We start from the raw sequence: 21249 nt of genomic DNA, 5'->3' as shown, positions 1-21249 counted from the left end.
GGCGCCGCGCGCCCCCTGCCCGTCCGGGGGCGCCTCCGCCGTCCGCGCGGTCACCTCTTCCTGACCCGGGCCAGCTCGGCGTCGACCTTGCGCACCACGGTCCGCAGCTCGGTCTCCGGGGAGGCACCGTCCTTGATGATGTGGCTCAGCGCGTCCTGGTAGGCGGTGTGCGACGCCGTCGTCCAGCGCAGCGGTTCGGCGTGGCCGTGGTCGGTGGCGTACCGCACGGCGTCCGCGGCGGCGCCGGTCCGCAGCCGGGCCGCCTTCTTCGCCAGCGATGTCCGGGCCGGGATGTGGAAGCCGTACGACAGCGCGAAGTCCTGCTGGAGGTCGGTGCGTTCGATCCACAGCCAGGACGCGAACGCCTTGGCCTCCGCCTTACGGGCGCTGCGCGCGCTGACCGCCGAGGCGTAGGCGCCGACCGGGACGGCCGGTGCGCCGTGCGGGCCGTCCGCCGGGAACGGCAGGACGCCGAAGTCGTCACCGAAGGTCTGCTGGATCTGCGGCAGCGCCCACAGGCCCGACCACTGCATCGCGGTCAGCTCCTGGAGGAACGCCGCCGGGTCGGACCAGTCCGTGGGCGCGCCCAGCAGCAGCGACTTGTCGGCGTACAGGCGGCGGATCTTGCCGAGGGTGCGGGCGGCCGCCGGGTCGTCGAAGCCGACCTTGCCGTCGTCGGTGACCAGGCCGAGACCGGCGGCGAAGAGCGGGGTGCCGCCGAGGACGCCCGCCCCGCCGTCGTTCCCGAGGAACAGGCCCTTGGTCTTCGCCGTCGTCAGCTTCCGCGCGGCGTCCACCAGCGCGTCCAGGGTGCGCGGCGGTTCGACCCCGGCGTCCTTCAGGAGGCTCTTGCGGTAGTAGAGCAGCTGGGTGTCGACGGTCTGCGGGATGCCCCAGATCCGGTCCTGCCAGATCTTGGGGGCCAGCACCGCCTGGTTGAAGTCGTCCTTGACCGGTTCGACCTCGGCGGTCAGATCGACGACCTGACCGCCGCGGATCTGGTCCAGCGTCGGCCCGTTGACCTCGAAGACGTCAGGACCGGAGTCGGTCAGCAGCGCCGCGGCGGTCTGCCGGTCGTAGTCGCCGGGCCGCCACTGCACGGTGACGCGCGCCTTCTTGTAGGTGTCGGCGTAGCGCTTGACGGCCCGTTCGACGCCCGGCTCGCCGTACTGGTGGTACCACTGGCTGATCCCGGGGCCTGAACCACCGCCACCCCGCCCGGTGTTGGAGCCGCAGGCGGCCAGCAGTCCGGTGGCCGCCAGCCCTCCGGTGGCGGCCAGCAACCCCCGTCTGCCGATGCCCGTGCCGGTGTCCGTCATGGCCTCGCCCCCTGCGTCCGCTGTCCGTCGCCTGCCGACGGTGATCGGCGATCACCGAATGGTGCCCGACCACTGTGCCGTACGGGTGTGACAGTCGCATGGCAACCGGACGAATCCATCCGGTGAACCGGGAGGCGACGGCCCGTCCGGGGCGCCCCGGAGCGCGCTTCCGGGGGTGCGGCGGGGGTGTCGCGCGCCCCGTCGCGCCCCGGGGGCGGCGGGCGCTACGTGGCGGGCCGGGTGCCGAGGACGACGGTGGCGGCCCGCTCCGCGCAGCTTTCGGTACGGGCGTGCAGTCCGTTGCCGGTCAGGGTGCGGAGGGCAGCCGGGGCCTGGCGTTCGCTGGTCTCGCTCAGCACCACGCCGCCGGGCGCGAGCCACCGCGCGGCCGACTCGGCGACCCGGCGCAGCACGTCGAGGCCGTCGGCGCCGCCGTCCAGCGCCATCCGCGGCTCGTGGTCCCGCGCCTCCGGCGGCAGCAGACCCACCTCCTGGGTCGGCACGTACGGGACGTTGGCCAGCAGCACATCGATCCGGCCGCACAGCTCCCGGGGGAGCGGGGCGAAGAGGTCGCCCTCGTGGACGCGGCCGCCCGCCGCGGCGACGTTGGCGCGGGCGCAGCGCACCGCCGCCGGATCGATGTCGGCGGCGTGCAGTGCGACCGGCCCGGCGCAGGCGGCGAGCGCCGCGCCCAGCGCGCCCGAACCGCAGCACAGGTCGACGACGACGGCGCCGGGGCGGGTGTGCCGGGCGGCTTCGTGGACGAGGAATTCGCTGCGCCGCCGGGGGACGAAGACGCCCGGCCCGACGCGCATCCGGTGGCCGCAGAACCCGGCCCAGCCCAGGACGTGTTCGAGGGGCAGACCGGCTATCCGGCGCCCGGCCATGGCGGCGAGTTCGGCGGGGGTGCGGGCGGTGGCGAGGAGCAGCTCCGCCTCGTCCTCGGCGAAGACGCACCCGGCGGCGCGCAGCCGCGCGACGAGACCGGGGGAGGAGGGCGGTGCGGAGGAGTCGGAGGAGGGGGCAGCGGGGTGACGCACGGGCATGAGGGCCTTTCGGAGTGCCGAAAAGGGCGCTCTCCGGTCACCTCTGCCTGGTGAACCGCGCGTTGTCGGGGCGAGAGCACCCACCGGGTACAGCGGTGATGGGTCCCACCTCCTTCTCTCGTCCACTGCGAATGCGCCGTCACTCTACCGCGGGGGCGCGCGCCGGGCATCCGCGCGCCGGGTGCCGGTCCGGGACGGTACGGGGCCGGGCTCAGACCTTTTTCGGGCCGCCGCCGACCGTGAAGTCGTAGTGCACCCCGGTCAGTTCCTCCGACGCCTCCCAGAGGCGGGCGGCGGCCGCGTCGTCGCGGGCCCAGGGGGCGCGGGGCGAGGGGGCCGGGGCGCCGCGGAGCAGGGCGCGGGGGCCGACGAAGGTGTCCGGCTTCATGTGCGGGGCGGTCGCGGCGCACAGGACGGGCAGCGCGCCGCCCTCCGGGCACTGCCCGATGAGGCGGTTGCCCAGCTCCATCAGGCGCTCCGCGGACCGGCGGCCCTCCATCCGGGGCGCCGTGGTCTGCAGGTTGGTGGCGGCGTACCCGGGGTGCGCGGCGGCCGCGACCACCGGGGAGCCGATCGCCGCCAGCCGCCGCGCCAGCTCGTGGACGAAGAGGAGGTTGGCGCTCTTGGAGCGCGCGTAGGCCCGCCAACGGCTGTAGGAGCGCGTGGCGTTGAGGTCGTCCGGGTCGATGCCGCCGAGGGCGTGGAGAAAGCTGGAGACGGTGACGACGCGGGCCCCGGGGGTGGCCAGCAGCCGGGGGAGCAGGAGGCCGGTGAGGGCGAAGTGGCCCAGGTGGTTGACGCCGAACTGCCGCTCGAAGCCGTCGGCGGTGGTGCCGCGGGGCAGCGCCATCACGCCCGCGTTGTTGATGAGCAGATCGAGCCGGACGGCGTCGAAGCTGTCGAGCCCGGCGGCGAAGTCGCGTACGGAGGCGAGATCGGCCAGGTCCAGGCGGCGGAACTCCGCCTCGGCGGCGGGCACCTCGCGCCGCAGCTCGGCGAGGGCCGCCTCGCCGCGCGCCACGTTGCGGCAGGCCAGCACCACCCGGGCGCCGCGGCGGGCGAGTTCCCGCGCGGTGGCGAAGCCGATGCCGCTGTTGGCGCCGGTGACGACGGCACAGCGGCCCGTCTGGTCGGGGATGTGGCTGGGGTTCCACCGGGGCACGGCGCCTCCTCCGTCGGGGACGCGCATCAGCGTACGCCCGGGGCGCACGGGAACGGACGGGCGCAGGGGGCGTTCCCGGGGCGCCCGGGTGCTTCGGGTGGGGCCGCCGTCGTGTGGCGTGTGGCGGCCCCGGGCGGCCGGAGCCCGCCGTGTCCGCCCGCGGCGCCGCCGCCGTCCGTCAGCCCGGGAGCCGCTCCGTGTACCGCCGGATGTTCTCGACCTGCCCGCTCCAGCCCTCCGCATGGCTCTCGTACGTGGCGCCCGCGCTCCCCGGGGCGGGCAGGGCGGCGAACCCGGACTCGGTGACCCGCAGCCGGGTGCCCCCGCCCTCGGGCGTGAGGGTGAACTCCACCAGGGTGGCGTTGTCCTCGGTCGCCACCTCGCCGGGGTGGCCGCTCGCCCAGCGGTAGGAGAGGCGGTGCGGCGGTTCGACGGTGACGAAGACGACCGGGAACTGCCCGTAGGGCCCGTGGTCGAGGTGCATGACGCCGCCGGGCCGCAGATCGACCGGGACCGGTGCGCCCTGGCCGAACCAGGAGCCGACGTGCTCCGGCTCGGTGAGCACCGCCCAGACGCGCTCCACGGGCGCCGCGACGGTGATCTCCCGCTCGATGCGGTCCCGGTCCGCGGCGCCCGTGTCCGCGGGGTCGTTCCTGTCCATGAGCGGCCTCCCACGACGCGGGCGCGACCGTTCGACCGAGCCCTGCCAGCGTGGCACGCGCCCCGGGGACGCGCAGCGCGAAGGGGCCGCGCACCGGGCGCCGCTACGGCTCCCGGACCCGCACCGGATACACCGGCACCGCCACCTCCGGATCGTCCAGACAGGCCCCGCCGGCCAGGTCGAAACGCTGCTTGAGCAGCGGTGAGGCGACGTACGGGCGGCCCGCCGCCGAACCGGTCAGCCCGCGCGAGAGGACCTGGGCGCCGGTGAACGGGTCGCGGTTGCCGATCGCGTACACCCTGCCCGTCCGGTCCCGGAAGAGCGCCGCCTGGCCGCCGTCGGGCAGCAGCGCGGCGACCCCGCGCCCGGGGGTGAGCGCGGCGAGCGCGCAGACCGGGCACCAGCCGCCGGGCCCGTACACCTCGACGACGGCGCCCGGGGCGCCCGGGGCGGGCCGCACGCCGGGGGCGTACCCCGTACGCGCCCCGGTCGGTGACGTGTCCGTGGCGGTCGCGGCATCCGTGGAGATCATCGGGTCAAGGTCCCTTCCAGTGTGCGTACGGGCAGGTCAGGTCCGGTCAGCAGGGGCAGGTCGGGCTTGATCTGGTCGCGTTCGGGCATGAAGCGGACCGACGGGTCCGGTACGCCCGGCGCGTTGACGAAGGAGGCGAAGCGGGCCAGCCGCTCCGGGTCGGCGAGGGTGAGCGCCCACTCGTCCTGGTAGTGGGCGACATGCGCCGCCATCAGGGACTCCAGCTCCGCGCAGAGCCCCAGGGAGTCGTGCACCACCACGTCCCGTACGTGGTCGAGCCCGCCCTCGATCCGCTCCAGCCACGCCGCGGTGCGCTCCAGGCGGTCGGCGGTGCGGATGTAGAACATCAGGAACCGGTCGATGAGCCGCACCAGTTCGGCGTCGGACAGGTCCTGCGCCAGCAGATCGGCGTGGCGGGGCGTGGCGCCGCCGTTGCCGCCCACGTAGAGGTTCCAGCCGCCCGCGGTGGCGATGACGCCGAAGTCCTTGCCGCGCGCCTCGGCGCACTCGCGGGCGCACCCGGAGACCGCCGATTTCAGCTTGTGCGGCGCGCGCAGCCCCCGGTAGCGCAGCTCCAGCGCGATCGCCATCCGTACGGAGTCCTGCACGCCGTAGCGGCACCAGGTCCGCCCCACACAGGACTTCACCGTCCGCAGCGCCTTGCCGTACGCGTGCCCCGACTCGAAACCGGCGGCCACCAGCCGCGCCCAGATCCGCGGCAGCTGCTCGACGCGGGCGCCCAGCAGATCGATCCGCTGCCCGCCGGTGATCTTCGTGTAGAGCCCGAACTCGCGGGCCACCTCCCCGATGACGATCAGCTTCTCCGGGGTGATCTCGCCGCCGGGGATCCGCGGCACGACCGAGTACGAGCCGTTGCGCTGGAGGTTGGCCAGATGGTGGTCGTTGGTGTCCTGGAGCGCCGCCTGCTCGCCGTCGAGGACGTACCCGTCGGCGCCGACCGAGGGCGCCAGCGACGCGATGACCGAACCGATCACCGGCTTGCAGATCTCGCACCCCTCACCGCCCCGCGCCTCCGGTCGCCCGTACGACTCCAGCAGCGCGGCGTACGACGGCAGCCGCAGCGTCCGGACGATCTCGTACAGCTCCGCGCGGGTGTGCGGGAAGCAGCCGCAGAGACCGGGGTCGACGACGGTGCCGGTCGCGGCGAGTTCGTCGTGGACGACGGCGGTCAGGGTCCGCACACAACTGCCGCACCCGGTACCGGCCCTGGTGCAGCCCTTCACCTCGGGGACGGAGGTGCAGCCGTGCGTGGTGACGGCCGCGCGGACGGTGCCCTTGGTGACGTTGTGGCAGCTGCACAGCACCGCGTCGTCGGGCAGCGCCCCCGGGCCGAGCGTCGCGGCGCCCGTCCCGGTGGGCACCACCAGCTCCTCGGGCGCCACCGGGGGCACCGACCCGGTCAGCGGCCGCAGCGTGCCGTACGCCTCGGCGTCGCCGACCAGCACCCCGCCCAGCAACTCCCCGCCGGCGCCCACCACCAGCTTCTTGTAGATCCCGGCGCGGGCGTCCGCGTAGACGATGTCCAAGCTGCCCTCCGTGGTGCCGTGCGCATCGCCGAACGACGCCACGTCCACGCCGAGCAGCTTCAGCTTGGTGGACCGGTCCGCCCCGGTGAACTCCGGTGCGTCCCGCCCGGCTATCGCCGCCGCCGCGGTGCGGGCCATCTCGTACCCGGGCGCCACCAGGCCGTACACCAGACCGTCGGCGGTCTGCGCGCACTCGCCGATCGCGTAGACCGCCGGGTCGGCGGTGCGGCAGCGGGTGTCGACGACGATCCCGCCGCGCTCGCCCACGGGCAGCCCGCAGTCGCGCGCCAGTTGGTCGCGCGGCCGCACGCCCGCCGAGAACACCACGAGGTCCGCCGGTATCCGGCTGCCGTCCGACAGCTCCAGTGCGCCGACCGCCCCGGAGGCGTCGGCGACGATCTCCTTCCCGGCGACCCCGGTGTGGACGTGCAGCCCCTGCCCCTCGACGGTGCGGCGCAGCGCCCGCCCGCCGCCCTCGTCCACCTGGAGGGACATCAGCCGGGGCCCGAACTCCACGATGTGGGTGCGCAGCCCGAGCCCCTTGAGCGCACCGGCCGCCTCCAGGCCCAGCAGCCCGCCGCCGATCACCGCACCGGTGCGCGCACCGCCCGCGTGCTCCTCGATGGCGAGCAGATCCTCGACGGTGCGGTAGACGAAGCACCCGGCGCTCTCCCGCCCGGGGACCGGCGGGACGAACGGGTACGAGCCGGTGGCCAGCACCAGCGTGTCGTAGCGGACGGTGCGGCCGGAGCGGGTGGTGACGGTGCGGGCCCGGCGGTCGACGGCGGTCGCCGGGTCGTCCAGGTGCAGCTCGATGGCGTGCCGGGCGAGGAACTCCGGGTCGGTCAGGGTGAGGTCCTCGGCGCTGCGACCGGCGAAGTACGAGGTCAGCTGGACGCGGTCGTACGCGGGGCGGGGCTCCTCGGCCAGCACCACGACCCGGGTCCGCCCGGTGACGCCCCGCTCCGCCAACTCCTCCAGGAACCGCTGGCCGACCATGCCGTGCCCGATGAGCACGAGGGTCGGGCGGTGCGCCGGAGGCGCTGCGGCAGAAGGGCGGGCGGTGGCTGCGGCCATAGCGGTGCCTCCATCACGGGGGAGCGGGGAACGGGGAGTCGGGCGTCGGGCGACGGCGGAACGGAACGGGCGGCGTTCAGCGTCCGCCGCCGCTGTTACCCGCAGGGGTCCTGCCTGTTTCCCGGACGGAACGCTGCACTCAGCGGGTGGGGCACGGAGGTGTGAGGGGCGGCCCCCTACGGGCGGTGGCCGGGGCCGCGGGGGCAGGACCCGGCGTCCGTAAGATCACCCGGTGCCCGCTGACATATCCCTCACCGTCCTGTCCCTGCTCTGCCTGGCGGCGCTCGCCGCGGGCTGGATCGATGCCGTGGTGGGCGGCGGCGGGCTGCTGCTGCTCCCCGCGCTGCTGGTCGGCCTGCCGCACACACCCGTCGTCCAGGTCCTGGCCACCAACAAGTCCGCCGCCGTCGTCGGCACCACCGCCGCCGCCGTGACCTACGGCCGCAAGACCCCGGTCGACCTGCGGACGGCGCTGCGGATCGGGCTCGCCGCCCTCGCCGGATCGCTCGGCGGCGCCTTCTTCGCCGCCGGGATCAACAGCGCGGTACTCCGGCCGCTGATCATGGTGATCCTCCTCGGCGTGCTCGCCTTCGTCCTCCTCCGCCCGTCCTTCGGCACCGCGCCCGCCCCGTCCGGCCCGGTCACCCGGCGCCGGATGGCGGCGGCGATCCTCGTGGCGGGCCTCGGCATCGGCTTCTACGACGGGCTGATCGGGCCCGGCACCGGCGCGTTCCTGATCGTCGCGCTCTCCGCCGTGCTCCGCATGGACCTGGTGGCCGCCTCCGCCACCGCCAAGATCGTCAACGTCTGCACCAACGTGGGCGCGCTCGGCGTCTTCGCCTTCCAGGGCGCCATCCTGTGGCAACTCGGCGCGACCCTCGCCCTGTTCAACCTCGCCGGCGGCACGCTGGGCGCCCGGATGGCGCTCAAGCGGGGCACCGGATTCGTCCGCGGCGTCCTGGTGGTCGTGGTCGTCGCCCTCCTGTGCAAGCTGGCGTACGACCAGTGGTACGGGGCCTGAGCCGCCTAGGGCGTGTCCGTGAAGTCCCGCCGTCCGCCCGGAGGGCGTCGCAAGCCAGGCGGGACTGTGCGGACACGCCCTGGCCCCGGTCACCTCCGGCGCGTCACCCCTGGGCCGTGGCCGAGCCCGCCGGGGCGGTACGGGGCGTCTCCGGTACGGCGGTGACGGCGGTGAGCAGCACCGCGGAGTCCTCGACGGCGTGCAGCGCATGGCGTTCCTGGGGGATGCGGACGATCTGCCCGGCGACCAGTTCGCGGTTGCCGCCCGGGGCGGTGAGCCGGACCCGGCCGTGCAGCACCTCCAGGCTGGCCGCGGGCGGTGCGTTGTGCTCCTCCAGCGCGCAGCCGGCCAGCAGCGCGATCACGGTCTGCCGCAGCGGCCCGTCGTGCAGGAACAGATGGGCGCTGCGGCCGTGCGCCGAGGCGCGGGCGTCGTCGAGCCGATCGCGGACGAGGGCCTTGAGGTCGTTGACGTCGCTGTCCATGCCGTGCCCTGCCCTTTCCGCCGCCCGCCGGCCTGCCGACCACCGGTGCGCCCGGCCGTCCCGCCGCTCGCTCCGCCGGGCCGCCTGCCGGATGCACCGGGCTCTGTCGCGCCCCGCGGGGCGGGCCGTGTGCCGTCCCTCCCGTTCCATCGTGGCCGCTGGTACGCCGTGCGCAAGCCGGGCCGGAGGATGACGCAGGCGGGCCGGGCGGGGGAGCCGCGACCGGGTCGGGCCCAGCTGCGACCGGACCCGTACGGGGCGCCCCGGAGGGGCCCGGACGCGCCCCGGCGCCCGGCCCGGCCTCACGCGCTCCCGGGCGGCGCCCGCACCGGGCCGCACGCCCCGCGCCCTCCCGCGACGGCCGGGGCAGGCGGGCACGGCCACCCGCCTCGCCCGTGCCCCCGTTCCGTCCCCGGTGATCGTCCGCGTCCGTACCATGCCGTCCGGAGATCAACTGGGCCTCCCCGCCCGGGGATCGTCCCGCCCTGAACCGTTCCGACCGGGAATCACCCCGGCCCGCCCGACCCGCAAAGGTGCGCACCCGTGACCGACCCGTACGAGACCCCGGCACCCGCCGAGGGGCCGGCCCGCTGTCTGACCGTGCTGATGACCACCGACGACGAGGCGAAGGCGCAGGAGCTGGCGCGCGGGGCGATCGAGGCGCGGGTGGCGGCGTGCGCGCAGGTCAGCGCCCCGGTGACCGCCGTCTACCGCTGGGCGGGCGCCGTGGAGACCAGCCGCGAGGTGCAGGTGCTCTTCAAGACCACCGAGGACCGCTACGACGCGCTGGGGGCCCACATCCGGGCGGTGCACGACTACGACACCCCCGAGATCATCGCGACGCCCGTGGTGCGCGGCGCGGCGGACTATCTGGACTGGATCGCTGAGGAGACCCGCTGACATGCGACGACACGGCAGGAAGCACCGCGGGAAGGCCGTGGCGGCCGCCCTCGGCGCCGGCCTCGGCCTGACCGCCTGGCTGACCACCGCCACCGTCAGCCAGGCCGGAACCGCCCCCGACGACCGCCCCCGGGGCCACGCGGCACCCGGCGCCCCCGGGGCCGCCACCCCCACCCCGTCCGCCACCGGCGACGGCCCGAAGCCCAAGATCAGCATCACCTCCGCCGCCGCCTCCTGGACGGCCGAGGCGGCCGCCGACTTCTGGACGCCCGCCAAGATGGCCGCGGCGATGCCCCACGGCGATGCGCCGGGCCGCCCGACGGCGCTGACCTCGACCACCACCCCGGCCGCGGCGTCCGTGCCCACCGCCCGGCACTTCAACGGCATCCCGTCCGTCGGCGTCCTCTTCTCCGTCGACAAGGACGCCCACGCCCACTACTGCACCGCGAGCGTCGTCAGCAGCCCGCGCCGCAACCTCCTGCTCACCGCGGGCCACTGCAACCCCGGTACGCGCGCCGCGTTCGTCCCCAGGTACCGCTCCGGGGCGACCACCCAGCCGTACGGGGTGTGGGCGATCACCAAGTCGTTCCTGTACCCCGGGCACGGCACCACCGGCTCCGCCTCCGACCTGGACTTCGCGTTCGCCACCGTCGCCCCCGACCGGCGCGGCCGTCCCATCGAATCGCTCACCGGGGGCAACACCCTCACCCCGACCCCCGGTTACACCAACGACGTCACCGTCATCGGCTACCCCAGCGTCCGCAACGACCCCAAGGACCGCGCCATCCGCTGCGAGACCGGCACCAAGCGGCTCGACGGATACCGCCAACTGCAGATGCAGTGCAACGGGTTCCACGGCGGCACCTCGGGCAGCCCCTGGCTGACCCACTTCGACGAGCGCACCAGGACCGGCCGCGTCATCGGCAACATCGGCGGCCTCAACGGCGGCGGCCCCGACGGCCCCCACGCCGACCGCACCTCCTACAGCCCCTACTACGGCGCGGAGATCCTCGGCCTCTACCTCCGGGCGATCAGCGGCTGACCCCGCGGCCCCGGGGCACCCGGCTGCGTGTCCGCCCCCGGGGCGGCCGCCCGGCCGCGTGCCCCGGGGCGCTCCGGGCCCGCCCCGGCGCTTACTTCAACGCCGCCGTCAGCCCCGGCTCGTGCGGCCCCAGGAACCGCGGATCGGGCCGCAGGGCCGCGTCGGCCGCCGCCTTGCCCGCCGCGGCGATCTCCCGTACCCCGCCGTACACCCAGGTCACATCGTGCGGGGCGGCCACGCCCACGCCGTACGCGTCGATCCCGGCGGCGGTGCACAGCGCCAGCGCCCGCCGGATGTGGAAGCCCTGGCTCACCAGGACGGCCCGCCGTACGCCGAAGATCCGGTGCGCCCGGCTGCACGAGTCCCAGGTGTCGAACCCGGCGTGGTCCCCGACGATCCGCCGCCCCGGAACGCCGCGCTGCACCAGATAGCGGCGCATCGCGTCCGGCTCGTCGTAGTCGGTCCGCCCGTGGTCACCGGTGACCAGGACCGCCCGGACGGTGCCGCGCCGGTAGAGCCGGACGGCCGCGTCCAGCCGGTCCGCCAGATAGGGCGACGGTTCGCCGTCCCACAGGCCCGCCCCGAACACCACCGCCACGGGGGCGCGCGGCACCTCGTCGAGCGCCCGCACCCGCGGCCCCGCCGAGACGTTCAGCCAGGTCGCCGGAGCGAGCGCCAGGACCGTCAGCGCCACCACGACCTGGTAGCCGCGCCGTTGCCCCCGCCGGGTCCGCGGCAACCGCCACGCCCTCCACCCACTCGGCCCCCGCATCCCGACTCCTCCGCTCCCCGGGGCCGGCACCGGCCCACGTCACCGGCAGCGACGCACCCCGCCCCGGCACGGTTGCAGCGGCCCCGCCCGGAGACGACGGCCGCCCCGGCCCACCGCTCACCACGTCCCGCCCCGCGGTTAACCTGGGCCGATCCGCCGACCGACCACCGATCCGTACCGCAGAACAGGTGTGACCGTGCCCTCCTCCTCGCCCACCGCCCCCGCCCCGCTCCCCAAGGCCGAACTGCATCTGCACATCGAGGGCACCCTGGAGCCCGAACTGGCCTTCACCCTCGCCGAGCGGAACGGCGTCACCCTGCCGTACGCCACCCGCGAGGAGCTGCGCAGCGCCTACTCCTTCAGCGACCTCCAGTCGTTCCTGAACCTCTACTACGCGCTGATGGCCGTGCTGCGCACCGAGGACGACTTCCACGACCTCGCCGACGACTACCTCACCCGCGCCCGCGCGCAGGGCGTCCGGCACGCCGAGATCTTCTTCGACCCGCAGGCCCACACCGCCCGCGGCGTCTCCCTCGCCACCGTGATCAACGGCCTGGCCCGCGCGCTCGACGCCGCTCCCGAGCGCCACGGCATCACCACCCGCCTGATCATGTGCTTCCTCCGTGACGAGAGCGCCGAATCGGCCCTCACCACCTTCGAGGCGGCCCGCCCGCACCTCGACCGCATCACCGCCGTGGGCCTCGACTCCGCCGAGGTCGGCCACCCGCCGTCGAAGTTCCGCGAGGTCTACGAACTGGCCCGCGAGGCCGGGCTCAAGTGCGTCGCGCACGCCGGTGAGGAGGGCCCGCCCGCGTACGTCTGGGAGGCGCTGGACATCCTCGGCGTGGACCGCGTCGACCACGGTGTGCGCAGCATGGAGGACGAGCGGCTGGTGGCCCGTCTCGCCGCCGAGCAGATGCCGCTGACGGTCTGCCCGCTCTCCAACGTCCGGCTGCGCGTCATCGACGACCTCGCCGACCACCCGCTGCCCGCCATGCTCGACGCCGGACTGCTGGTGACCGTCAACTCCGACGACCCTGCCTACTTCGGCGGCTACGCCGACGACAACTTCACCGCCGTCCGCGACGCCCTCCACCTGGACGACGCGACCCTGCGCACCCTGGCCCGCAACTCCTTCCGCGCCGCCTTCCTGGACGAGGCGACCCGGGAGAAGTACCTCCAGGAGGTCGACGCGCACCAGGGGTAGCGTCCCGGGCCCGGCCGCCGACCCGCGGACCGGGCCCGCGGCCCCGCCCTCTCACGCCCCCTCCCGGCCCGCGGCGCTCCCGGTTACCGCGCGTTCCCCACCGGGAAACACCCCGGAAACGCCCGCTCGGGACCCTCGCCCCATGACGGCGTCCCGCTCCCGCACCCCGCTCCGCCCGCCCGGCCCCGCCCCGTACGGGGCGGGCCCCGGCGGCGGGCGGCCGGGCCGGGGCGGGCCCGCGCTCGTCGCCGTCGCCCACGGGAGCCGCGATCCGCGCGCCCTGCCCGCCGTCCGCGCGCTGCTGGCGCGGGTGCGGGCGCTCCGCCCCGGGCTGCCGGTCCGCCTGGGCCACCTCGGGCTCGACCGGCCGCTGCTCGCCGACACCCTCACCGGGCTGCACGGCGGCGCCGTCCTCGTCCCGCTGCTCTTCGGCCACGGCCACCACGTCACCCACGACCTGCCCGCGGCCCTCGCCGCCGCCCCGCACCTGGACGGCCGGATCGCCGCGCCCCTGGGCCCGCACCCGCTGCTCGCCGAGGCGCTCCACGGCCGCCTGACCGAAGCCGGCTTCACCCGGTACGCCGTGCCCGGGCGCCCCGCCCACACCGCCGTCGTCCTCGCCGCCGCCGGCTCCCGCGCCCCGCGCTCCGCCGCCGACACCGAGGCCGTCGCCGCGCTCCTGTCGGCCCGGCTCGGCGGCCTCCCCGTCGTCCCCGGGTACGCCTCCGCCGCCGCCCCCACCGTCACCGCGGCGGTCCGGGACCTCGCCGCCCGGGGGCACCGCCGGATCGCCGTCGCCGGGTGCTTCACCGCCCCGGGACGGTTCGCCGCCCGGTGCGCCGCCGACGCCCCGGACACCGCCGCCGCCCCCTTGGGCGACCACCCGGCCCTGGCCCGCCTCCTGCTGCACCGCTACGACGAAGCGGTGCGGCACCCGCCATCGGAGACGGAGCCCCTCACCAGCCGGAATGCCGTCCTGGGCGACGGTTTCGCACATGGTTCCGCCGGGGCGGCTACCGTCGCCGTATGACGGGCATTCCTGCACACACCGGCCGTAACGGCACCGGCGACGCGGAGACCACCGGGGCGCACCCGGGCGGCCACGCGCCGTCCGCCACCGACGGCTACGCCCCGGCCGACGCCGAACGCTGGGTCGCCGAGCCGGACAAACGCCCCGGCCGCACCGCCTTCCAGCGGGACCGGGCGCGGGTCCTGCACTCCGCCGCCCTGCGCCGTCTCGCCGGAAAGACGCAGGTCGTCACGCCCGGCACCCGCACCCACCTCTGGGACGCCAGCCCCCGCACCCGCCTCACCCACTCCCTGGAGTGCGCCCAGGTCGGCCGCGAACTGGGCGCCGCCCTCGGCTGCGACCCCGACCTCGTCGAGACCGCCTGTCTGGCGCACGACCTCGGCCACCCGCCCTTCGGCCACAACGGCGAACAGGCGCTCAACGAGGTCGCGGCCGGGTGCGGCGGCTTCGAGGGCAACGCCCAGTCGCTCCGCCTCCTCGCCCGCCTGGAGCCCAAACGCTTCCGCACCACCACCGACGGCACCCCCGTCAGCGTCGGCCTCAACCTCACCCGCGCCGCCCTGGACGCCGCCACCAAATACCCCTGGCCCCGCGGCGGCCACCCCACCGACCCTGCCTCGCCCAAGTTCGGCGTCTACGAGGACGACCTGCCGGTCTTCGCATGGTTCCGCCAGGGCGCCCCGGCCACCGCCCGCAGCTTCGAGACGCAGGTCATGGACTGGTCCGACGACGTCGCCTACTCCGTCCACGACGTCGAGGACGGTCTGCACGCCGGTCACCTCGACCCCAACCTCCTGCTCGCCGACGCCGAACGCGCCGAGATCTTCACCGTCGCCGCCCTCCGCTACGCCCCCGGCGCCGACCCCGCCGAACTGGCCGCCGCCCTCGACCGCCTCCTCGACCAGGAGTGGTGGCCGCACGGCTACGACGGCTCCGCCCTCGCCCAGGCCCGCCTCAAGGACGCCACCAGCCAGCTCATCGGCCGCTTCTGCACCGCCGCCGAGACCGCCACCCGCGCCGCGTACGGCACCGGCCGCCTCACCCGGTACGGCGCCTCGCTGGTCGTCCCGGAGGAGACCCGGCTGGAGTGCGCCGTCCTCAAGGCCGTCGCCGACCGCTACGTCATGCAGCGCCCCGACCAGGAGGCGCTCCGCGCCGACCAGCGCGTCGTCCTCACCGAACTCGCCGAGGCCCTGCTGCGCCGCGCCCCCGACGGCCTCGACCCGCAATTCCGGTCACTTTTCGAGACCGCCGAGGCCACGGGCGACGACACCGCCCGGATGCGCGTCGTCATCGACCAGATCGCCGCCCTCACCGACGCCTCGGCCCGCAATCTCCACGCCCGCCTCACCCGCGCGCCAGGAATGTCCTGACCGCGCCTCCGGGACGCGCCGCACCGGACCGTACCCTTCCGTCCGTCCCCGCCGTGCGGGAGGCTCGGACCGCGCGGACGGCGCGCGGACACCACGTGGGTGTCGCCCGGCGCGACACCCGCACCGGCACCCGGCCGCGAAACACGGTAACGAGGACGGAGAACGGGGGAGCGTAAGCGGGGGACCGAACAGCGGGGGAACGATCGGCGACGTGCACGGCCGCGGCAGCGGACGGACGGCACCGACAACGAGGAGGAAGCAAGTGGTCGAAGCACACCAGACGTTCGTCATCGTCGGGGGTGGCCTGGCCGGCGCGAAAGCCGCCGAGACCCTCCGCGCGGAGGGCTTCACCGGACGGGTGATCCTCATCTGCGACGAGCGCGACCACCCGTACGAACGCCCGCCGCTGTCCAAGGGATACCTGCTCGGCAAGGAGGAGCGCGACAGCGTCTTCGTCCACGAGCCCGCCTGGTACGCGGGCGCCGACATCGAACTCCACCTCGGCCAGCCCGCCGTCCGCCTGGACCCGCAGGCCCGGACCGTACGCCTGGGCGACGGCACCCTCATCGTCTACGACAAGCTGCTGCTGGCCACCGGCGCCGAGCCGCGCCGCCTCGACATCCCCGGCACCGGCCTCGCCGGCGTCCACCACCTGCGCCGCCTCGCCCACGCCGAGCGGCTGCGCGGCGTCCTCGCCTCCCTGGGCCGCGACAACGGCCACCTCGTCATCGCCGGCGCCGGCTGGATCGGCCTCGAAGTCGCCGCCGCGGCCCGCTCGTACGGCGCCGAGGTGACCGTCGTCGAGACCGCGCCCACGCCGCTGCACGCCGCCCTCGGCCCCGAACTGGGCGACCTCTTCGGCGACCTCCACCGCGAACACGGCGTCCGCTTCCACTTCGGCGCCCGCCTCACCGAGATCGTCGGCCAGGACGGCATGGTCCTCGCCGTCCGCACCGACGACGGCGAGGAGCACCCCGCCCACGCCGTCCTCGCCGCCATCGGCGCCGCCCCCCGCGCCTCCCTCGCCGAGCAGGCCGGACTGGCCCTCGTCGACCGCTACGACGGCGGCGGCATCGCCGTCGACGCGACGCTGCGCACCTCCGACCCGCACATCTACGCCGCGGGCGACGTCGCCGCCGCCGACCACCCGGCCCTCGGCACCCGCATCCGCGTCGAGCACTGGGCCAACGCCCTCAACGGCGGCCCCGCCGCCGCCCGCGCCATGCTCGGCCAGGAGGTCTCCTACGACCGCGTCCCGTACTTCTTCTCCGACCAGTACGACGTCGGCATGGAGTACTCCGGCTACGCCCCGCCCGGCTCGTACGACCAGGTCGTCTGCCGCGGTGACGTCGCCAAGCGCGAGTTCATCGCGTTCTGGCTGCGCGAGGGACGGCTGCTCGCCGGGATGAACGTCAACGTCTGGGACGTCACCGGGCCGATCCAGCAACTCATCCGCTCCGGCCACCCGTTGGACCCCACCGCTCTGGCCGATCCGGAGGTACCGCTGGAGAGCCTGCTCCCGTAGCGTGCCGCCATGAGCGCACGCCCCTCGGGCCCCAGCGGCCCCACCCCGCCCGCCGGCCCCGCGGCCGTCACCCTCGACTCCGTCCGGGAGGCCGCGGCCCGGCTGGCGGGCGTCGCCCACCGCACCCCGGTGCTGCGCTCGCGCACCCTGGACGCGCTGGTGGGCGCCGAGGTCCACCTCAAGTGCGAGTCCTTCCAGCGCATCGGCGCGTTCAAGTTCCGCGGCGCCTACAACGCCGTCGCCCGCCTCACCCCCGAGCAGCGCCGCCGCGGCGTCGCCGCCTACTCCTCCGGCAACCACGCCCAGGCCGTCGCCCTCGCCGCCCGCGAACGGGGCACCACCGCCGTCATCCTCATGCCCGAGGACGCCCCGCGCTCCAAGCGCGAGGCCACCGAGGGCTACGGCGCCGAGGTCGTCACCTACGACCGCTACACCGGCGACCGCACCGCCCTGGGCCGCGCACTGGCCGAGGAGCGCGGCCTCGCCCTCATCCCGCCCTACGACCACCCGGACGTCATCGCGGGTCAGGGCACCGCCGCCCTGGAGCTGATCGAGGAGACCGGGCCGCTGGGCGCGCTGCTCACGCCGCTCGGCGGGGGCGGCCTGATGGCGGGCTGCGCCACCGCCGCCACCGCCCTCGTCCCCGGCATCCGCATGATCGGCGTGGAGCCGGCGGCGGGCGACGACACCGCGCGCTCGCTGGCCGCCGGGGAGCGCGTCGCGATCCCCGTGCCGCACACCATCGCCGACGGCCAGGCCGTCGAGATCCCCGGCGAGCTGACCTTCGCGGTCAACCGGCGGCTCCTCGACTCCGTTGCGCTCGTCACGGACGACGAGATCCGCGCCGCCATGCGGTTCGCCTTCGAACGCCTCAAGATCGTCACCGAGCCCAGCGGCGCCTGCGCCCTCGCCGCCCTGCTCAGCGGCCGCGTCGAGGCGCTCCCGCCCCGCGTCGGCGTCGTCGTCTCGGGCGGCAACATCGCCCTCGACCGCTTCCTGGAAGTGCTGGGCGGCGCTCCCGACGCCCCCTGACCCGGCGGCCCGGACGGGACTGTCGGTGCCCGGCCGTAGAATTCATGCGTGGCAGGCAGGATCAACGATGACGACGTGAAGGCGGTGCGGGACGCGGTCCCGATCGACGCCGTCGTGTCCGAATACCTCCAGCTCCGCAACGCCGGAGGCGGCAACCTCAAGGGCCTGTGCCCGTTCCACGACGAGAAGTCCCCGTCCTTCCACGTCAGCACCGCCAAGGGGCTCTACCACTGCTTCGGCTGTCAGGAGGGCGGGGACACCGTCGACTTCATCATGAAGATCGACCACCTCTCCTTCGCCGAGACCATCGAGCGCCTCGCAGCTCAAGCAGGCATCACCCTGCGCTACGAGGAGGGCGGCTACGCCCCCGGCCGCCAGCAGGGCGAGCGCACCCGCCTGGTCGAGGCCCACAAGGCCGCCGCCGCCTACTACATCGAGCAGCTGGACTCGCCCGAGGCCGAGATCGGCCGCCGCTTCCTCGCCGAGCGCGGTTTCGACCAGGCCGCCGCCCAGCACTTCGGCGTCGGCTACAGCCCCGCCGGCTGGGACCACCTCACCCGCTTCCTGCGCGGCCGCGGCTTCACCGACAAGGAGCTGATCCTCTCCGGACTCTCCCAGGACGGCCGCCGCGGCCCCATCGACCGCTTCCGCGGCCGTCTGATGTGGCCGATCCGCGACATCTCCGGCGAGGTCGTCGGCTTCGGCGCCCGCAAGCTCCGCGACGACGACAACGGCCCCAAGTACCTCAACACCCCCGAGACCCCGATCTACAAGAAGGGCCAGGTCCTCTACGGCATCGACCTGGCCAAGAAGGAGATCGCCAAGACCTCCCGCGCGGTCGTCGTCGAGGGGTACACCGACGTCATGGCCTGCCACCTCGCCGGCATCACCACCGCCATCGCCACCTCCGGCACGGCCTTCGGCGAGGGCCACATCAAGATCCTCCGCAGACTCCTGATGGACAACGGATCGGCCCGGGTGATCTTCACCTTCGACGGCGACGCGGCAGGCCAGAAGGCCGCCCTGCGCGCCTTCGAGGACGACCAGAAGTTCGCCGCCGAGACCTACATCGCCATCGCCCCCGACGGTATGGACCCCTGCGAGCTGCGCCTCGCCAAGGGCGACGCCGCCGTCGCCGACCTGGTCGAACCCCGCACCCCGCTCTTCGAGTTCGCCCTCCGCCAGATCGTGAGCCGCTACGCCCTGGAGACCCCCGCGGGCCGCGCCGCCGCCCTCGACGAGGCGGCCCCCGTCGTGGCCCGGATCAAGAACAGCGGCGCCCAGCACGAGGTCGCCGTCCAGTTGGCCGGGCTGCTCGGCATCCTCGACACCCAGTTCGTCGTCCGCCGCGTCGCCCAGCTCGCCCGCTGGGCCCGCGAGCGCGGCCGCGACGGCGGTGACCAGCCCCGCCGGGCCCCCCGCGGCCAGGCCCCGGCCCCCGAGGCGCCCGCCCCCGGCCTGCGCGGCCCCGCGCTCAACCTCCGCAGCCCCGCCCACCGCGTCGAGCGCGAACTCCTCAAGCTCGCCCTCCAACGCCCCGACCTGGTCTCCCCGGCCTTCGACGCCTACGGCACCGACGAGTTCACCGCCCCGCCCTACGCCGTCGTCCGCCGCTGCATCGAGGACGCCGGGGGCGCCGCCGCGCACGACGACGGCTATGTCCAGCGGGTCCGCGAGGCCGCGCCGGACGACACCGTCCGCGCCCTGGTCACCGAGTTGATCGTCGAGCCGCTGCACACCCGCCGCGATCCGGACGAGGCATACGCGGGCGTCCAGCTCGTCGCCGTCCGCCTCGCCGCGGTCAATCAGCGCATCACCGAGATCCGCGGCACCCTCCAACGCCTCGGCCCCCGCGCCGACCCGGAACACCTCGCCGCCGTCCAGAACGAACTCTGGGTCCTCCAGCAGTACGGCCAGTCCCTGCGCGACCGGGGGTACGCGGCGCTGTAGGCGGGGGGCTCGCCCCTGGCGCGGCACCGGCCACTCGGGCCCCGTACGCCCGCCCGACCGCGTGCCCCCTCCGGCCGTTTCCGCCCCCGGACCCGCCCCGCCAACCCCAGAGACCTCCGGCACCCCGCACAGCCACCCGCCGCGCTCCGCCCGACGCCCCGGCGTAGCCGGACGGTAACGGAACGAACTCAGAAAGTGCTCGCACGCCCCTCGTGGCAGCCCTGTGTCGTACTCCACACTGAGAAGCGGTGCGCGAGCCAGCCGCGCCCCATCAGCTCCCGCGCACCCGCTTCCCGCCCGCGGCCACTCGCGGTACGACGGCCGGCCCGCCGCCGCTCCCGGACTCTGCCGCCCGCGCAGCGAATCCCCTGGAGGTCGCCCCCGTGCAGAGCCAGATCCTCCCCGGGGCGTCCGGCGCCCCGCAGGCCGCGACCGGGACGACCCTGCCGCAGGGGGAGGAGGCCCCGGCCCGCGGCCCCGCCGGCCGGGACAGCCCCCGCCCGGCCCCCGGCACGTTCCGCGTCCCCGCCCAGCCCACCGGCCCCGCCCGCACCACCCCGCCGGACACCGGACACCTCCCGGACGACCCGGAGGCGGGCGTCCCCGAGGACGAGCCGGAGGACGCCCCCGGCCCGCCGCTGCGCCCCGAGACCGCGGGCCCGTCCGCCGACCTCTTCCGCCAGTACCTCCGCGAGATCGGCCGCATCCCGCTGCTCACCGCCGCCGACGAGGTCGACCTCGCGCGCTGCGTCGAGGCCGGTCTCTTCGCCGAGGAGAAGCTGGCCCGCACCCCGGACCTCGACTCCCAACTCGCCGGTGACCTCGACGCGTTGGTGGTCCGCGGCCGGATGGCCAAACGCCGTCTGATCGAGGCCAACCTCCGCCTCGTCGTCTCCGTCGCCAAGCGCTACCTCGGCCGCGGCCTGACCATGCTCGACCTCGTCCAGGAGGGCAATCTGGGGCTGATCCGCGCCGTCGAGAAGTTCGACTACGCCCGCGGCTTCAAGTTCTCCACCTACGCCACCTGGTGGATCCGCCAGGCGATGTCCCGCGCCCTCGCCGACCAGGCGCGCACCATCCGCGTCCCGGTGCACGTCGTCGAGCTGATCAACCGCGTGGTCCGCACCCAGCGCCGCCTCCTCCAGGAGACCGGCCACGAACCGTCCCACGGCGAGATCGCCGCCCAGCTGGGCCTGACCACCGAACGTGTCGCCGAGGTGCTGCGCCTCGCCCAGGAACCGGTCTCGCTGCACGCCCCCGTGGGCGAGGAGGACGACGTCTCCTTCGGCGACCTCATCGAGGACGGCGACGCCCCCTCACCCGCCGAATCCGCCGCCTTCCTCCTGCTCCGCGAACATCTCGACGCCGTCCTGTCCACCCTCGGCGAACGCGAACGCCGCGTCGTCCAGCTCCGCTACGGACTCGCCGACGGCCGCCCCCGCACCCTGGAGGAGATCGGCCGCCTCTTCGGCGTCACCCGCGAACGCATACGCCAGATCGAGTCCAAGACCCTCGGCAAGCTCCGCGACCACGCCTACGCCGACCAGCTCCGCGGCTACCTCGACTGAC

The 21249-nt window shown here is 75.2% G+C and carries 18 protein-coding genes; 10 read left to right on the top strand and 8 right to left on the bottom strand.

The genetic code is table 11. The features are described 5' to 3' along the window. Positions 1 to 50: 50 nt before the first annotated feature. The 6 genes from ACZ4U4_RS24390 to nirB form a co-directional block, all read right to left on the bottom strand. The gene (locus ACZ4U4_RS24390; RefSeq protein ID WP_467878061.1) at positions 51 to 1319 is read right to left on the bottom strand and encodes an ABC transporter substrate-binding protein; all 1269 of its coding nucleotides are present in this window, start codon (positions 1317 to 1319) and stop codon (positions 51 to 53) included. Positions 1320 to 1543: 224 nt separating this feature from the next. Beyond that, positions 1544 to 2365: a putative protein N(5)-glutamine methyltransferase gene (locus ACZ4U4_RS24385; protein ID WP_467878059.1), complete on the bottom strand. Its 822-nt coding sequence runs from the start codon at positions 2363 to 2365 to the stop codon at positions 1544 to 1546. Positions 2366 to 2576: 211 nt separating this feature from the next. Beyond that, positions 2577 to 3527, bottom strand: coding sequence for an oxidoreductase (locus ACZ4U4_RS24380; protein WP_467878057.1), 951 nt, complete (start codon positions 3525 to 3527; stop codon positions 2577 to 2579). Positions 3528 to 3705: 178 nt separating this feature from the next. Beyond that, positions 3706 to 4188: an SRPBCC family protein gene (locus ACZ4U4_RS24375; protein ID WP_467878055.1), complete on the bottom strand. Its 483-nt coding sequence runs from the start codon at positions 4186 to 4188 to the stop codon at positions 3706 to 3708. Between the two features lie 103 nt (positions 4189 to 4291). After that, the gene (nirD, locus tag ACZ4U4_RS24370) at positions 4292 to 4720 is read right to left on the bottom strand and encodes a nitrite reductase small subunit NirD (protein ID WP_467878052.1); all 429 of its coding nucleotides are present in this window, start codon (positions 4718 to 4720) and stop codon (positions 4292 to 4294) included. Then, positions 4717 to 7344 (bottom strand): nitrite reductase large subunit NirB, encoded by a 2628-nt coding sequence (nirB, locus tag ACZ4U4_RS24365; RefSeq protein WP_467878051.1) that lies wholly within the window; start codon positions 7342 to 7344, stop codon positions 4717 to 4719. The genes nirD and nirB overlap by 4 nt, the downstream gene beginning before the upstream one ends. Positions 7345 to 7576: 232 nt before the next feature. On the opposite strand from nirB, the gene ACZ4U4_RS24360 reads away from it, so the two are divergent. Beyond that, positions 7577 to 8365 (top strand): sulfite exporter TauE/SafE family protein, encoded by a 789-nt coding sequence (locus tag ACZ4U4_RS24360; RefSeq protein ID WP_467878049.1) that lies wholly within the window; start codon positions 7577 to 7579, stop codon positions 8363 to 8365. 103 nt (positions 8366 to 8468) lie between these two features. Here the strand turns inward: ACZ4U4_RS24360 and ACZ4U4_RS24355 are convergent, their stop codons facing one another. After that, complete coding sequence (locus ACZ4U4_RS24355) at positions 8469 to 8849, bottom strand: cupin domain-containing protein (RefSeq protein ID WP_467878046.1); 381 nt, start codon at positions 8847 to 8849, stop codon at positions 8469 to 8471. 606 nt (positions 8850 to 9455) lie between these two features. Between ACZ4U4_RS24355 and cutA the strand changes: the two genes are divergently transcribed. After that, positions 9456 to 9749: a divalent-cation tolerance protein CutA gene (cutA, locus tag ACZ4U4_RS24350; protein ID WP_467878341.1), complete on the top strand. Its 294-nt coding sequence runs from the start codon at positions 9456 to 9458 to the stop codon at positions 9747 to 9749. 1 nt (position 9750) lies between these two features. Next, the gene (locus tag ACZ4U4_RS24345; protein WP_467878044.1) at positions 9751 to 10791 is read left to right on the top strand and encodes a trypsin-like serine peptidase; all 1041 of its coding nucleotides are present in this window, start codon (positions 9751 to 9753) and stop codon (positions 10789 to 10791) included. 91 nt (positions 10792 to 10882) lie between these two features. Here ACZ4U4_RS24345 and ACZ4U4_RS24340 read toward each other — a convergent pair whose 3' ends face one another. Further along, complete coding sequence (locus ACZ4U4_RS24340; RefSeq protein WP_467878042.1) at positions 10883 to 11563, bottom strand: SanA/YdcF family protein; 681 nt, start codon at positions 11561 to 11563, stop codon at positions 10883 to 10885. Positions 11564 to 11759: 196 nt separating this feature from the next. On the opposite strand from ACZ4U4_RS24340, the gene ACZ4U4_RS24335 reads away from it, so the two are divergent. The 7 genes from ACZ4U4_RS24335 to ACZ4U4_RS24305 all read left to right on the top strand — a co-directional run bounded on the left by ACZ4U4_RS24335 (position 11760) and on the right by ACZ4U4_RS24305 (position 21248). Further along, positions 11760 to 12770 (top strand): adenosine deaminase, encoded by a 1011-nt coding sequence (locus ACZ4U4_RS24335; RefSeq protein ID WP_467878040.1) that lies wholly within the window; start codon positions 11760 to 11762, stop codon positions 12768 to 12770. 142 nt (positions 12771 to 12912) lie between these two features. Further along, entirely contained in the window at positions 12913 to 13800 is an 888-nt protein-coding gene (locus ACZ4U4_RS24330; protein WP_467878038.1) for a sirohydrochlorin chelatase, read from the top strand. Then, positions 13797 to 15173 (top strand): deoxyguanosinetriphosphate triphosphohydrolase, encoded by a 1377-nt coding sequence (locus ACZ4U4_RS24325; protein WP_467878035.1) that lies wholly within the window; start codon positions 13797 to 13799, stop codon positions 15171 to 15173. The genes ACZ4U4_RS24330 and ACZ4U4_RS24325 overlap by 4 nt, the downstream gene beginning before the upstream one ends. 262 nt (positions 15174 to 15435) lie before the next feature. Next, the gene (locus ACZ4U4_RS24320) at positions 15436 to 16698 is read left to right on the top strand and encodes an NAD(P)/FAD-dependent oxidoreductase (protein ID WP_467878033.1); all 1263 of its coding nucleotides are present in this window, start codon (positions 15436 to 15438) and stop codon (positions 16696 to 16698) included. Between the two features lie 9 nt (positions 16699 to 16707). Continuing rightward, a complete protein-coding gene (locus ACZ4U4_RS24315) occupies positions 16708 to 17730 on the top strand; it encodes a pyridoxal-phosphate dependent enzyme (protein ID WP_467878030.1) in 1023 nt (340 codons plus the stop codon). Positions 17731 to 17778: 48 nt separating this feature from the next. Next, positions 17779 to 19680 carry a DNA primase gene (dnaG, locus tag ACZ4U4_RS24310; protein ID WP_467878027.1) on the top strand — a complete coding sequence of 634 codons (1902 nt, stop codon included), beginning with the start codon at positions 17779 to 17781 and terminating at the stop codon, positions 19678 to 19680. 248 nt (positions 19681 to 19928) lie between these two features. Further along, positions 19929 to 21248 (top strand): RNA polymerase sigma factor, encoded by a 1320-nt coding sequence (locus ACZ4U4_RS24305; protein WP_467878025.1) that lies wholly within the window; start codon positions 19929 to 19931, stop codon positions 21246 to 21248. Position 21249: the final 1 nt, after the last annotated feature.

The organism is Streptomyces sp. NPDC029159 (assembly GCF_055564055.1).
The sequence above is the reverse complement of the archived record's forward strand: the minus strand, read 5'-3'. Positions and strand labels throughout refer to the sequence as shown.

Bases quoted from the DNA above. Each gene is read 5' to 3' on its own strand.
- nirB (WP_467878051.1), bottom strand. From the start codon at position 7,344: ATGGCCGCAGCCACCGCCCGCCCTTCTGCCGCAGCGCCTCCGGCGCAC.
- ACZ4U4_RS24355 (WP_467878046.1), bottom strand. From the start codon at position 8,849: ATGGACAGCGACGTCAACGACCTCAAGGCCCTCGTCCGCGATCGGCTC.
- ACZ4U4_RS24315 (WP_467878030.1), top strand. From the start codon at position 16,708: ATGAGCGCACGCCCCTCGGGCCCCAGCGGCCCCACCCCGCCCGCCGGC.
- ACZ4U4_RS24345 (WP_467878044.1), top strand. From the start codon at position 9,751: ATGCGACGACACGGCAGGAAGCACCGCGGGAAGGCCGTGGCGGCCGCC.
- nirD (WP_467878052.1), bottom strand. From the start codon at position 4,720: ATGATCTCCACGGATGCCGCGACCGCCACGGACACGTCACCGACCGGG.
- ACZ4U4_RS24385 (WP_467878059.1), bottom strand. From the start codon at position 2,365: ATGCCCGTGCGTCACCCCGCTGCCCCCTCCTCCGACTCCTCCGCACCG.
- ACZ4U4_RS24330 (WP_467878038.1), top strand. From the start codon at position 12,913: ATGACGGCGTCCCGCTCCCGCACCCCGCTCCGCCCGCCCGGCCCCGCC.
- ACZ4U4_RS24340 (WP_467878042.1), bottom strand. From the start codon at position 11,563: ATGCGGGGGCCGAGTGGGTGGAGGGCGTGGCGGTTGCCGCGGACCCGG.
- ACZ4U4_RS24325 (WP_467878035.1), top strand. From the start codon at position 13,797: ATGACGGGCATTCCTGCACACACCGGCCGTAACGGCACCGGCGACGCG.
- ACZ4U4_RS24390 (WP_467878061.1), bottom strand. From the start codon at position 1,319: ATGACGGACACCGGCACGGGCATCGGCAGACGGGGGTTGCTGGCCGCC.
- ACZ4U4_RS24375 (WP_467878055.1), bottom strand. From the start codon at position 4,188: ATGGACAGGAACGACCCCGCGGACACGGGCGCCGCGGACCGGGACCGC.
- cutA (WP_467878341.1), top strand. From the start codon at position 9,456: ATGACCACCGACGACGAGGCGAAGGCGCAGGAGCTGGCGCGCGGGGCG.